Annotated in this window: 12 protein-coding genes; 7 read left to right on the top strand and 5 right to left on the bottom strand. The window is 67.3% G+C overall.

Features of this window, described 5'->3' with window-relative positions; translation table 11 throughout:
- Nucleotides 1-23 precede the first annotated feature (23 nt).
- The 3 genes from urtA to LCC91_RS04560 all read right to left on the bottom strand — a co-directional run bounded on the left by urtA (nt 24) and on the right by LCC91_RS04560 (nt 5,925).
- Nucleotides 24-1,289: an urea ABC transporter substrate-binding protein gene (urtA, locus tag LCC91_RS04570; RefSeq protein WP_043703173.1), complete on the bottom strand. Its 1,266-nt coding sequence runs from the start codon at nt 1,287-1,289 to the stop codon at nt 24-26.
- Between the two features lie 122 nt (nt 1,290-1,411).
- A complete protein-coding gene (locus tag LCC91_RS04565) occupies nt 1,412-2,425 on the bottom strand; it encodes a response regulator transcription factor (protein WP_143898145.1) in 1,014 nt (337 codons plus the stop codon).
- Nucleotides 2,422-5,925 carry a hybrid sensor histidine kinase/response regulator gene (locus tag LCC91_RS04560; protein WP_313904198.1) on the bottom strand — a complete coding sequence of 1,168 codons (3,504 nt, stop codon included), beginning with the start codon at nt 5,923-5,925 and terminating at the stop codon, nt 2,422-2,424. The genes LCC91_RS04565 and LCC91_RS04560 overlap by 4 nt, the downstream gene beginning before the upstream one ends.
- A gap of 70 nt (nt 5,926-5,995) precedes the next feature.
- Here LCC91_RS04560 and LCC91_RS04555 point away from each other — a divergent pair, with 70 nt between their 5' ends.
- From LCC91_RS04555 to ureG, 7 genes are read left to right on the top strand one after another with little or no spacing between them, the layout of a single operon-like run.
- Nucleotides 5,996-6,298, top strand: a complete 303-nt coding sequence (locus LCC91_RS04555; protein ID WP_058615617.1) for an urease subunit gamma — start codon at nt 5,996-5,998, stop codon at nt 6,296-6,298.
- Nucleotides 6,299-6,322: 24 nt separating this feature from the next.
- Complete coding sequence (locus LCC91_RS04550) at nt 6,323-6,955, top strand: HupE/UreJ family protein (RefSeq protein ID WP_143898143.1); 633 nt, start codon at nt 6,323-6,325, stop codon at nt 6,953-6,955.
- A 16-nt stretch (nt 6,956-6,971) separates the two neighbouring features.
- Nucleotides 6,972-7,307, top strand: coding sequence for an urease subunit beta (locus tag LCC91_RS04545; protein WP_143898141.1), 336 nt, complete (start codon nt 6,972-6,974; stop codon nt 7,305-7,307).
- Nucleotides 7,304-9,049, top strand: a complete 1,746-nt coding sequence (gene ureC / locus LCC91_RS04540) for an urease subunit alpha (protein WP_143898139.1) — start codon at nt 7,304-7,306, stop codon at nt 9,047-9,049. Before LCC91_RS04545 ends, ureC begins: the two co-directional genes overlap by 4 nt.
- 15 nt (nt 9,050-9,064) lie before the next feature.
- Nucleotides 9,065-9,589, top strand: a complete 525-nt coding sequence (gene ureE, locus LCC91_RS04535) for an urease accessory protein UreE (RefSeq protein WP_043703166.1) — start codon at nt 9,065-9,067, stop codon at nt 9,587-9,589.
- Complete coding sequence (locus LCC91_RS04530; RefSeq protein WP_185974905.1) at nt 9,586-10,281, top strand: urease accessory protein UreF; 696 nt, start codon at nt 9,586-9,588, stop codon at nt 10,279-10,281. The genes ureE and LCC91_RS04530 overlap by 4 nt, the downstream gene beginning before the upstream one ends.
- Nucleotides 10,278-10,979, top strand: a complete 702-nt coding sequence (ureG, locus tag LCC91_RS04525; RefSeq protein WP_043703163.1) for an urease accessory protein UreG — start codon at nt 10,278-10,280, stop codon at nt 10,977-10,979. The genes LCC91_RS04530 and ureG overlap by 4 nt, the downstream gene beginning before the upstream one ends.
- Here ureG and xdhC read toward each other — a convergent pair.
- Both xdhC and uraH read right to left on the bottom strand, forming a co-directional pair.
- Nucleotides 10,924-11,859 carry a xanthine dehydrogenase accessory protein XdhC gene (gene xdhC, locus LCC91_RS04520; protein WP_224441023.1) on the bottom strand — a complete coding sequence of 312 codons (936 nt, stop codon included), beginning with the start codon at nt 11,857-11,859 and terminating at the stop codon, nt 10,924-10,926. The two genes, ureG and xdhC, sit on opposite strands and share 56 nt — an antisense overlap.
- A 2-nt stretch (nt 11,860-11,861) precedes the next feature.
- A complete protein-coding gene (uraH, locus tag LCC91_RS04515) occupies nt 11,862-12,215 on the bottom strand; it encodes a hydroxyisourate hydrolase (protein ID WP_143898137.1) in 354 nt (117 codons plus the stop codon).
- Nucleotides 12,216-12,251 lie beyond the last annotated feature (36 nt).

The raw sequence follows: 12,251 nt of genomic DNA, 5'->3' as shown, positions 1-12,251 counted from the left end.
GTAGTGCCGGCCGTCGTTGACCGTCACGCTTTCTCCGGAACGTCCTTTTTCTTCTCGTTGCCCGGAATGAACGGACTCCACGGCTGGGCGCGGATCGGCCCCTTGGTCTTCCAGACCACGTTGAACTGCCCGTCCGCCCGCACCTCCCCGATAAATACTGGCTTGTGCAGGTGGTGGTTGCGTTCGTCCATCTTCACGACGAAGCCGCACGGGGCCTGGAAGGTCTGTCCCGCCATCGCGGCAATGACTTTGTCGGTCTCCGTGCTCTTGGCCTTCTCCACCGCCTGCTTCCACATGTGGATGCCGATGTAGGTGGCCTCCATCGGATCGTTGGTCAATGGCTTGTCTTTGTGGCCGGGGATGTTTTTGGCTTTGGCGTAGGCGGCCCACTTTTGGATGAAGGCATCGTTGGCCGGGTTTTTGATCGACATGAAATAGTTCCACGCCGCCAGATGGCCCACCAGCGGCTTGGTGTCGACACCACGCAACTCCTCCTCGCCCACGGAAAATGCCACGACCGGCACATCGGTGGCTTTGAGGCCCTGGTTGCCCAGTTCCTTGTAGAACGGCACATTGGAGTCACCGTTGATCGTGGACACCACCGCCGTCTTCTTGCCCTCGCTGGCAAATTTTTTGATTTTGGCGATGATGCTTTGGTAGTCGCTGTGGCCAAACGGCGTGTATTCCTCCATGATGTCGGATTCGGGAATGCCTTTGGACTTGAGGAACGCGCGCAGGATCTTGTTCGTGGTACGCGGATAAACATAGTCCGTGCCCAGCAACACAAAGCGCTTGGCCCCGCCACCGTCTTTGCTCATCAGGTATTCCACGGCAGGAATGGCCTGTTGGTTGGGCGCGGCACCGGTGTAGAAGACGTTTTTGCTGAGCTCTTCGCCCTCGTACTGAACGGGGTAGAACAGCAGGCTGTTGAGCTCCTCGAAGACCGGCAGCACCGACTTGCGCGACACACTGGTCCAGCAACCGAATACGGCGGCCACCTTATCTTGGGTGATGAGCTGCCGCGCCTTCTCGGCAAACAGCGGCCAGTTCGACGCCGGGTCGACGACGACCGGCTCGATACGGCGTCCCATCACACCACCGGCGGCGTTGATCTCATCGAACGTCATCAGCGCAATGTCCTTGAGCACCGTCTCGGAAATGGCCATCGTGCCCGAGAGGCTGTGCAGCACCCCCACCTTGATCGGGGCGTTTTGTGCGCGCACGGAAAATATCGGCAGGGTCGACAGGGCGGCAGCGGACAGCAGCTGGAGCGATTCACGGCGTTTCATGGCAAGACTCCTGGACGTTGGAGAGGAAGGGACCGGCTCGCATCACGGATCCGGCGACCACATCTGCATCCTAGGGTTGACCCTAGGGCCCTGTCTGTACGCCAGATGGCGTACGGCGCGCGTCACGGAGCCCGCAGACGCTGCAGCGCCATGGCCGCTGCGGCCGTCCGCGTCTCGACGCCGAGCTTGGCCAAAATGCGTTCCAAGTGCTTTTTGACGGTCGCCGGGCTGGCACCGACGATGGCTCCGATGTCACGGTTGATCTTGCCCTGCGCCACCCAATACAGCACCTCGGCCTCGCGGACGGTCAGGCCGAACGCCTCGGCCAGCCGCGCCATCGCGAGACTCTCACGCCGCTCCTCCAAAACGATCAGCCAGTCCCCCGCGTCCCTCGTCCCCGTTGCGCTCTGCTCGTCGTCCAGATCGCCGATGCGACGGTGCACGCGCAACACGAGTTGATCGGCCCCCGCGCGCAAGACGAGTGGTGGTGGCTCCTCACCGCGTTGCGCCAACGACAACCCTGCCTGCCACCAACGGCGCACGGGTGCCGGAGTGTGGACACCGTCTCCCCCGGCGTACTGCACCAGCAACGCACGGGCCAGAGGTGTCTGCCACAACAGCTTGCCCTCGGCACCGCGCAGCACCAGGGTCGCCAGACCGAACGCGTCCAGCGCCTGCCGCGCCAGCCCGTCCTGCCGCTGGCCCCAGCGCACTTGCCGGGCCAACCGCCGGTGGGCATTCAGCCGCGCCAACACCTCACGGGGTCGGACTGGCTTGGTGACGTAGTCCACGCCGCCCACGGCAAAGGCGCGCTCCACGTCCTCGGTCTCGTTCAAGCCGGTCATAAAAATGATGGGCACCCCCTGGGTACGTGGGTCTGCCTGCAGACGCCGCGCGACCTCGAAACCATCCATCCCGGGCATCACGGCATCGAGCAGGATCGCGTCCGGCAGCGCCTCCCGCGCGCGCTGCAGCGCCGTCCCCCCGTCCAGCGCCACCAAAACGGTGAAACCCGCCTCGTCCAGCACATCGTGCAGGGCAGACACGCTGTGCGGCTGGTCGTCGACCAACAGCACCACTGCCCCGGATGAGAAGCCCGTCCCCCGAATGACCTCCGATGCCTCTGCCGCGGTCATCGCTCAACCCCAACAGCGCTGTCATCGTCAACCACGATCGGCTGCAATCGATCGAACCGGAATTCGCGCACGTCCTCGCGACACTGCCGCAGCCATTGCCGCGCTGCGGCGGAAAGGCCTGGCTGGGCCTGCGCCGTGTCCAGCGCGGCTTCGACACCGCGGCGATGCCCCAGGCGTGCCGCCGTCGCCAACCGTTGGCGCAGCATCTCGGGCAGCTCCAGCCACGGCTGCGGGAGCGCTTCGTGTGTCGGCCCCGTGGCGTGGTGCGCGGCCAGCCCGTCAGTGGCATGAGCCATCTCCACGGCATCGGAGGCACGGGCCGTCTCACCCGGGGCGCCATCCTCGCCCTGGATCCATCGCAGCAGGGTCTGCCGTGACACGGGTTTGACCAAAAAATCGACCACGGGCAGGCCGATCGGGTTGTCGATGCCACGGTCGAAGGCGTTGGCCGACACCACGGCACACCGAGGCGGCGGCTGCAGCTCCATGGCGCGTATGTCGGCCAACGTTTGCCAGCCGTCTTTGCCCGGCATGGCCAAGTCCATCAGGACGAAATCGGGGCGCAAGCCCCCGTGAAGCGCTTCCAGAGCCGACTCGCCGTCCGGACAGATGACAACGTCATAGCCGGCCTCACGCAGCCAAATCCCCAGCAACTCCCGGTCTGCCGCCTCGTTGTCGACCACCAGCGCACAGCCGCGTCGGTCGGTACGCGCCTCCCCCGCTGGGGTGGCCGGCTCGTCGCGCAGTGGTGGCGGGGCAGCGAGCGTGGGTAAGAACAGGCGCAACCGACACGTGGTCCCCACCCCCGGCCTGCTGTCGATCACCAACTCCCCCCCCATGAGGTCGGTCAGCATCCGCGCCACGGTCAATCCCAAGCCGGAGCCAGGCACACCCACTGCGGCGCGCCCCCGCGCAAACGGCTCGAAGATGCGCTCACGCTCGTCGGGGTCGATTCCCGGCCCTGAGTCGGTGATCTCGAACGATGCGATCTCGCGCGCGTACGCGACCCGAAGCGCCACGTGACCGTCTCGCGTGAACTTGACCGCGTTGCCGAGCAGATTGAGCAGGATCTGGCGGATGCGGCGCTCGTCTGCCCGTACCGCCGCAGGCCAGCGTTCGGGCGGCTGGTAGTCGAACGTGAGCTGTTTCGCTCGGGCTTGGGGCCCGATGAGTGCCACGACACTCTCCACGAGCCCGCGCAGATCGGTCGGGCGCGGCTCCAGCACCATACGGCCCGACTCGATACGGGCGATGTCGAGGGTGCCCTCGATGAGCGACAGCACGTGCTCGCCCGCCCGCGCGATCACCCCGGCCGCTTCCCGCCGCTTCGGCGACAGATCCCGCGCCTCTTGCAACCACTGCGCGTAGCCCAGGATCGCGTTGAGCGGGGTGCGCAATTCGTGACTCAAACTGCCGATAAAGCGCGTCTTTGCGCGGTTGGCCTGATCGGCCGTGCGCCGTGCGCGTTCGGCCTGCTCGCGGGCCTGCTGCAGTTGTCGGTCGGTGCGGCGGTGCGCCTCGATCTCGCGCAACAGCAACGCGGTCTGCCGTCGGGATTCCTCCAGTGCCACGGCACGGCTCTTCTGCGCCAGGACCACCCACCACACCAGCGTCGCCAACATCACACTGGTGAGCGCAAGGACCGGCAGATACCCGGACGACCACCAATACCCCCAGGTCAGTCCCGTTGAACCGGCTGGCGGCCAAGCGCCCAGGTAACGAAACAAGAGCGCCAGGCCGATGGCGACCAGTGGGAGGAGAACCGCCATCCACAAGGTGAATGCCGCCAATCCCGCCTCCAGATAGGGGTGGGCGCGCGCGGGCAACAGCCGGTGCAACAGCTGCTGCCACTGGACAGCCACGCGGGCCTGTGGCTTGCACAGATCTTCGCAGCGGGCATCCAACGTACAGCACAACGAGCAGATGCGCCCCTGGTATGCAGGGCAGTGGGCGGTGTCGGGTGCCTCGTACTCGCCGCCGCAAACGACACACCGAACCGCCGCCGGGACGTCAGCGCCATTGGGTTGCGCCACAGGATCGGGGTGGCGCGCCAGGTAGTAGCGCCCGCGTGTGAGCCACGCCAACAGCGGTGCCGCCGCGATAGCCACCACCAACGCCACAACAGCAGAGAATGCTTGCGCCGCCAGACCCATGGCCCCCACATGCGCCGCAATACCCACGACCGATGCCAACCCCATGGCCCCGAGCCCGACCGGATTGACATCGTAGAGATAAGCCCGTTGAAAGACGATGGCCCGCGGTGACCAGCCCAGCGGCTTGTTGATCACCAAGTCTGCAAACACCGCCCCCATCCATGCGATGGCCAGGTTGGCATAGATCCCCAGCACCTGCGACATCGCGTCGAAGACGTTCATCTCCATCAGCAGCAGCGCAATCCCGATGTTGAACACGACCCACACCACGCGGCCGGGGTGACTGTGCGTCCAGCGGGAAAAGAAGTTGCTCCACGCCAGCGACCCGGCATAGGCGTTGGTGACGTTGATCTTGAGCTGCGAGATCACGACGAACAGGGCGGTCGCCCACACCGCCCACTCGTGGGGCAGCAGATACTCATAGGCGACGAGGTACATCTGGTTGGGATCGACTGCCCGTTCCGGAGGCACCTGATGGCCGATGGCGAGCCACGCGAGCGCCGCCCCACCCAGCATCTTGAGCACACCGATCAGAACCCACCCGACACCGCCGATCAGCACAGCCATGCGCCAGCGTCCCGCTTGCCCCGGACGTGCCGGCGGCATGAAGCGCAAGTAATCGGCCTGCTCCCCCATCTGGGTCACCAAAGCCAGCCCGACGGTGAGGGCCGTTCCGAATGCCAGGCTGTCGAACCCTGCGTACGTCCCCCCGGCACCGGCGTAGACCGAGAGACCTTCGAAGGCGTTGGGCGCTTGCACCAGCACGCCCACAAAGGGCACGACCATCAACGAGAGCCAGATCGGCTGTGTCCACACCTGAAAGCGACTGATCGCCGTGATCCCGTGGATGACCAGCGGGATGACGACGAGAGCGCACACCCCATAGCCCCAGGCGGGCGGAATGCCGAATGCGAGCTCCAGCGCGTACGCCATCACCGCCGCCTCGAGCGCGAAAAAGATGAACGTGAAGCTCGCGTAAATGAGCGACGTAACGGTCGAGCCGATATAGCCGAACCCGGCCCCGCGCGTGAGCAGGTCCATGTCCACCCCGTGGCGTGCCGCCGCCATGCTGATGGGCCAGCCGATAAGAAAAATCAGCGCGCCAGCGGCCACAATCGCCCACGCTGCATTGACAAAGCCGAACTGGACCAGCAGGCTGGCACCGACCGCTTCCAAGACCAAAAAGGACGACACGCCCAACGCCGTGTTGGCGACCCGCCCAGGGGACCAGCGGCGAAAGCGCCGCGCGGTGTAGCGCAGGGCGTAGTCTTCCATCGTCTCGCTGGCCACCCAGCGGTTGTAGTCACGCCGCACGCGGACGATGCGCTGCAGAGGTTCCGTGCTCACGCGGGCGTTTCAGCAGATTCCATGCCATCGGGCGCGCCCTCTTTGGCATGCCGCTTGCTTCAATTCCTGCATGGACCTCACCCCCCGCGAAAAAGACAAACTGCTGATCTTCACGGCGGCGCTGTTGGCCGAGCGGCGTCGCGCCCGTGGTCTCAAGCTCAATCATCCCGAGGCGGTGGCGCTGATCAGTGCCGCGGTGCTCGAAGGCGCGCGCGACGGGCGCACCGTCGCCGAACTGATGGCACTGGGGCGCGAGGTCCTGACGCGCGACGACGTGATGGAGGGTGTGCCCGAGATGATCCCGGAAATCCAGGTGGAGGCCACCTTCCCCGACGGCACCAAATTGGTGACCGTGCACCAACCGATTGCGTAACCCAACCACGAGAGAGAGAACAACATGCCAGAAGACCACACCCACCCGTCGCGCCGATCGGTGCGGCGGCCGCCGACGACCCGCGTGACAGCGCTGCTCTTGGGGCTCGCGGCCATACCCGGATACGCCCACACCGGGCACGGGACCTCGAGCTGGTTCGAGGGGCTCGTTCATCCCTTCGGCCTGGATCACATGCTCGCGATGATCGCGGTGGGCACATGGTCCGTCTTTGCGCTGCCGCCACAGCGGGCCTGGTGGGGGCCGGCAGCGTTCATGCTCGCGCTCATCATCGGTGCCATCACCGGATGGAGCGTGGGGGTGCCCGGCTGGCTGGAACACGCGGTGGCGCTGTCCGTCGTGGTGTTCGGGCTGATGTTGATGGCGGCGCAGCGCCGCTGGCCCGTTCCGTTGGGGATGGGGTTGATCGCCGCCGGCGCGGCGCTGCACGGGCTGGCGCACGGCGCGGAAACGCCGGAAAGCGGCTTTGCCGGATACGCGGCCGGCTTTCTGCTCACGACGCTGGCCCTGCACATGAGCGGCGTCACGGCGGGGCTGTCGCTGCGACGCTGGGCGGCCGCCCGCGCGCGTTGGCTGCTGGCCGCTGCCGGTGGCGCAACGGGGCTCGCCGGGCTGGTGCTGATGGGGCGACTCGCCTGACACGGGGGCACGTGCCATGATCCCAGGCGAAATCGTGACAGCCGGGGGCGACCTGACGCTCAATCCCGGGCGCGCCACGCTAACCTTGGTCGTGCGCAACACCGGCGACCGCCCCATCCAGGTCGGCTCGCACTACCACTTTGCCGAGACGAACCCGGCGCTCGCGTTCGACCGAGCGGCCGCACGCGGAATGCGCCTGCACATCGCCTCCGGAACCGCGATCCGCTTCGAACCGGGCCAGCAGCGCACCGTCACGCTCGTGCCGTTTGGCGGCCAACGCGTCGTCTGGGGTTTTCGGGGAGAGGTCCAGGGGCCGCTGGATTCCGGCGCTGACGCCAAGGAGGCATCATGAGCACAATCTCACGCCGGGCCTACGCCGAGATGTTCGGCCCCACCGTGGGTGACCGGGTGCGGCTCGCCGACACCGATCTCTGGGTCGAGGTCGAAGACGACTACACCCTGCGCGCCGGGGGCTATGGCGAGGAGGTGAAGTTCGGTGGTGGCAAGACCATCCGCGACGGCATGGGCCAGAGCCAGAGGACCCGCGCGCAGGGGGCGATGGACCTGGTCATCACCAACGCGCTCATCATCGACCACTGGGGCATTGTCAAAGCCGATATCGGCGTGCGCGACGGGCGCATCGCGGCCATCGGCAAGGCCGGCAACCCGGACGTGCAGCCGGGTGTCGACATCGTCATCGGCCCGGGCACCGAAATTCTCGCGGGCGAAGGCATGATCGTCACCGCCGGTGGATACGACAGCCACATCCACTTTATCTGCCCGCAGCAGGTGGAAGAAGCGCTGATGTCCGGCATCACCACGATGACCGGCGGCGGCACCGGCCCCGCCACCGGCACCAACGCCACCACCTGCACGCCGGGCCCGTGGAATATCGCGCGCATGCTGCAGGCGGCCGATGGCCTGCCCGTGAACCTGGGGTTTCTGGGCAAGGGCAACGCCAGCCACCCCGACGCCTTGCACGAGCAGATCGCCGCCGGTGCCATCGGCATGAAGCTGCACGAGGACTGGGGCAGCACCCCGGGCGCCATCCGCACCTGCCTGTCCGTTGCCGAAGAGACGGACACCCAGGTGGCGATCCACACCGACACGCTCAACGAAAGCGGCTGTGTCGAGGACTCGATCGCCGCTTTCGAGGGGCGCACCATCCACGCGTTCCACTGCGAGGGGGCGGGCGGCGGCCACGCGCCCGATATCCTGCGCATCGTCGGTGAGGCCAACGTCCTGCCCTCTTCCACCAACCCCACGCGCCCGTACACCGTCAACACGCTCGACGAGCACGTGGACATGCTGATGGTGTGCCACCATCTCGACGCGAGCATCCCGGAGGACCTCGCCTTTGCCGAGAGCCGCATCCGGCGCGAGACGATCGCGGCCGAGGACATCCTGCACGACCTCGGGGCAATCAGCATCATGAGCAGCGACAGCCAGGCGATGGGACGGGTGGGCGAGGTCATCACCCGCACTTGGCAGACCGCGCACAAAATGAAGGTGCAGCGTGGCTGGCTTGCGCCCCCGGCCAACCGTCCGCCGGGGGTCGAGCACGCATCGCGTAACGACAACTTTCGCGTCAAGCGCTACATCGCCAAGTACACGATCAATCCGGCCATCGCGCACGGCGTCTCGCACATCGTCGGCTCGATCGAGCCGGGCAAGTGGGCCGATCTGGTGCTGTGGAAACCGGCGTTTTTTGGCGTCAAGCCAGCCGTCATCGTCAAAGGGGGCATGATCATCGCCGCGGCGATGGGCGACCCCAACGCCTCGATTCCCACGCCGCAGCCGGTGCACTTCCGTCCGATGTTCGGTGCCTATGGCGGCGCGCTCGCGCGGACGTCGCTGACCTTTGTGTCGCAGGCCGCACTGGCCGCGGGCGTCGGCGCGCGCTATGGGTTGGCCAAGCCACTGGTCACGGTGCAGGGCTGCCGCACCATCGGCAAGCGCGACATGGTGCTCAATGATTACGCACCGCGGCTGGAGATCGACCCGCAGACCTACGCGGTGCGCGCGGACGGCGAACTCCTGACCTGTGAGCCCGCGCAGGTCCTGCCGATGGCGCAACGGTATTTTCTCTTCTGACGGGCCGATACCGCCATGCTGACCGCTGCCCGACTGATCCCCCAAGGCCAAGGGTTGGCGCGCCCGCTGCTGGAACGCTGCGCGTGGCTCAGCCTGGATTGGGACCAGCGACAAAAGAGCCGCTTCGACTGCGAGGATTCGCTCGGCCGCCGCGTCGGTGTCTTTTTGGCGCCGGGCACCGTGTTGCGCGGGGGCGACGTCCTGGTCACCGAAGACGGAACGCTGCTGCGCGTGCAGGCCGCCGCCCAGCCCGTGCTGCGGGTGAGCGTTTGCCCGCAGCACGGCACGCCACTCGATCTGCTGCGCGCCGCCTACCACCTGGGGAACCGTCACGTGCCATTGGAAGTGCGCGCCGATCACCTCAAGCTGGAGCCGGACCATGTGCTGGCCGATCTGCTGCGGCAGATGCACCTGATCGTGACCGAGGCGCGCGAGCCGTTCGAGCCCGAAGCCGGTGCCTACGCCGCCCATGGGCATGCCCACGCCCATGATGGGCACGGACACGTCCATCCGCACGGCCACGGTGCATCCCCGGCATGACCCCCACCGCCACCCTGCTACCTCTCTTGTGGTTGGCCTCACCGGCACTGCCCGTGGGGGCGTTCTCCTACTCCGAGGGACTGGAAGCCGCAGTGGACGACGGGTGGGTGCACGACGAGCGCTCCGCAGGGGATTGGATCGTCGATCAGCTGCACCTGAGTGTGGCGCGCGCGGAATTGCCCGTGATCGCGCGTGCCTGTTTGGCGGCGCGCTCGGGTGACGCCACCGCACTGCGGTTGCTCGACGATTGGGTGCACCACAGCCGCGAGAGCGCCGAGCTGCGCCTGCAGACCGAGCAGATCGGGCACGGCGTGTGGGCGTGGCTGGAAGCGCTGGGTGCCCGGCCCCACCCCTGCTGGCCCGACCCGACGTCCCCCACCCATCCCGTCGCGCTGGGCATGGCGCTGGCCCTGCAGACCCCGGCGGATACCCCGCTGGAGGCGGCGCTAGCGGCGCTTGCTTTCGGTTGGGCGGAAAACGCGGTGCAGGCCGCCATCAAGGCGGTGCCCTTGGGCCAGGCCGCGGGACAACGGATCCTGCGCCGACTGGTCGCGGAGATTCCCGACGCGGTGGCCGAGGCGCTGCGGCGCGCCGACGACCCCTCGCCTCTCGCGTTGCAGGCGTTTACCCCCGGGCTGGCCCTGTTGTCCAGCCGGCACGAAACCCAGTATTCCCGACTGTTTCGCTCATGAACGCGACCCTTCAGAATCCCGCCCCTGCCCTGCACCACATCCCGGGCCGCACCAAGCGGTTGCCGCCGCTGCGCGTCGGCATCGGCGGCCCCGTCGGTTCCGGCAAAACCACGCTGCTGGAGATGCTGTGCAAGGCCATGCGCGACCGCTGGGACCTCGTGGCGATCACCAACGACATCTACACCAAGGAGGACCAGCGACTCCTCACCGCCAGCGGCGCGCTGCCGCCCGAGCGCATCCTCGGTGTGGAAACCGGCGGCTGCCCCCACACGGCGATCCGGGAGGACTGCTCGATCAACCTCGAAGCCATCGACCGCATGCTGCGCCAGTTTCCGGATGCGGACATCGTGTTCGTGGAAAGCGGCGGTGACAACCTGGCCGCCACCTTCAGCCCCGAGCTGTCGGACCTGACGATCTACGTTATCGACGTCGCCGCGGGCGAAAAAATCCCGCGCAAAGGGGGGCCCGGCATCACGAAAAGCGACCTCTTCGTCATCAACAAGACCGACCTCGCGCCGCACGTGGGGGCCAACCTCGACGTGATGGCGGCCGACACCGCACGTATGCGCCCCGATGCGCAGCGCCGGCCGTGGGTCATGACCAATTTGAAGACTGGCGAGGGGCTGGACGCGGTCGTGCGCTTCATCGAGGAACGCGGTCTGCTGACAACGCCTTCCTCGCCCCCTGCGCGGCCGTAGTGCCCCGACAGACGGGGGAAGCGCCGAGCATCAACAACTGCGCCGCCACGGAAACGGCGATGACTGACGGGGCCTTGCCGGCAATACCGGCCAGCCCGATGGGGCAGACGACCCGCTGACACTCCGCCGGACCGAAACCCAGTGCCTGCAGCCGGCGCTGAAAGCCGTTCCATTTGCTGCGGCTGCCGATCAGCCCGATGAACGGCAGATCACCCCGTCGCCGCAGCCGCTCCAGCGCCGCACGCACGATGGCAAAGTCATCGTCGTGCCGGTGCGTCATCACCAGCACCCGCGCCCCGGCGGGCAGGTCGTCGACGGCGTCCTGCACCGGGTCCGCATGCTCCACGAGGACGACGGGCGGATGCGGCGCGGGAAGCGCCTCGGCGCGCGCGTCGATGCACGTCACGGCAAAAGGCAGCGGGCGCAACACGTCGACGAGCGCCCGCCCCACGTGCCCCATGCCAAAAATCGCCACCGGCGTCAGCGTCGCTAGCGCGGCCTGCGCCAACGGTTCAATATCCGCCACCCCGATGCGCTCGAACGACAGGTGCACCACACCGCCACAGCATTGGCCCAGGCTCGGGCCCAGCGCCCAGCGCACCCGCTTGGAGCGGCTATCAAGCCGCGCCAGCATGGCGCGCGCGTGCGCCATCGCCTGCCACTCGAGGTGTCCGCCGCCGATCGAACCCGCGGTCGCATCGGCCGTGACGACCATCCAGGCACCGACCCCGCGCGGGGCCGACCCCTGCACGTCGTGCACCCGGACCAGCACACCGGGACCACGGGTCAGCAACGCACGGGCGCGCTCGACGTCATCCCACGTCGCATGCTCCGCGCCGTTCACGCCCGCCGCTATGCCAGCCCCAGCGCCGGACGTCACCGTCAGCTCCCCCGGTAGGTCGCGTAGCTCCAGGGGCTCACCAGCAGCGGCACGTGGTAGTGCCCCTGCGCATCCGCCACCCCAAAGTCCACGCTGACTTCATCCAGGAACGGCGGATCGGGCAACGCCACCCCGCGGCGGCGAAAGTAGTCGCCGACCGAAAACACCAGCCGATAGCGCCCCGCCTGGAACGCCGCCTGCCCCAACAAACGCGCCCCGGCGGCCCGGCCGTCGGCGTCCAGCACGAGGCTCGCCAACGGCTCCGCCGCGGAACCGTCCAACCGGTACAGCCGCACCGCCATCCCAGCGGCCGGACAGCCGTGCATCGTATCGAGAACGTGGGTGCTCAGGCCCATCGGTCACCTCCAGGCTGATGGCAGCGGGCAACGATC

The organism is Tepidimonas taiwanensis (assembly GCF_020162115.1).
GTDB lineage: Bacteria > Pseudomonadota > Gammaproteobacteria > Burkholderiales > Burkholderiaceae_C > Tepidimonas > Tepidimonas taiwanensis.
The sequence above is the reverse complement of the archived record's forward strand: the minus strand, read 5'-3'. Positions and strand labels throughout refer to the sequence as shown.

Excerpts from the sequence above, each read along its gene's own strand:
- LCC91_RS04530 (WP_185974905.1), top strand. The coding sequence starts at position 9,586 with ATGACCCCCACCGCCACCCTGCTACCTCTCTTGTGGTTGGCCTCACCG.
- urtA (WP_043703173.1), bottom strand. The coding sequence starts at position 1,289 with ATGAAACGCCGTGAATCGCTCCAGCTGCTGTCCGCTGCCGCCCTGTCG.
- LCC91_RS04545 (WP_143898141.1), top strand. The coding sequence starts at position 6,972 with ATGATCCCAGGCGAAATCGTGACAGCCGGGGGCGACCTGACGCTCAAT.
- LCC91_RS04550 (WP_143898143.1), top strand. The coding sequence starts at position 6,323 with ATGCCAGAAGACCACACCCACCCGTCGCGCCGATCGGTGCGGCGGCCG.
- LCC91_RS04555 (WP_058615617.1), top strand. The coding sequence starts at position 5,996 with ATGGACCTCACCCCCCGCGAAAAAGACAAACTGCTGATCTTCACGGCG.
- ureE (WP_043703166.1), top strand. The coding sequence starts at position 9,065 with ATGCTGACCGCTGCCCGACTGATCCCCCAAGGCCAAGGGTTGGCGCGC.
- LCC91_RS04565 (WP_143898145.1), bottom strand. The coding sequence starts at position 2,425 with ATGACCGCGGCAGAGGCATCGGAGGTCATTCGGGGGACGGGCTTCTCA.
- ureC (WP_143898139.1), top strand. The coding sequence starts at position 7,304 with ATGAGCACAATCTCACGCCGGGCCTACGCCGAGATGTTCGGCCCCACC.
- ureG (WP_043703163.1), top strand. The coding sequence starts at position 10,278 with ATGAACGCGACCCTTCAGAATCCCGCCCCTGCCCTGCACCACATCCCG.
- uraH (WP_143898137.1), bottom strand. The coding sequence starts at position 12,215 with ATGGGCCTGAGCACCCACGTTCTCGATACGATGCACGGCTGTCCGGCC.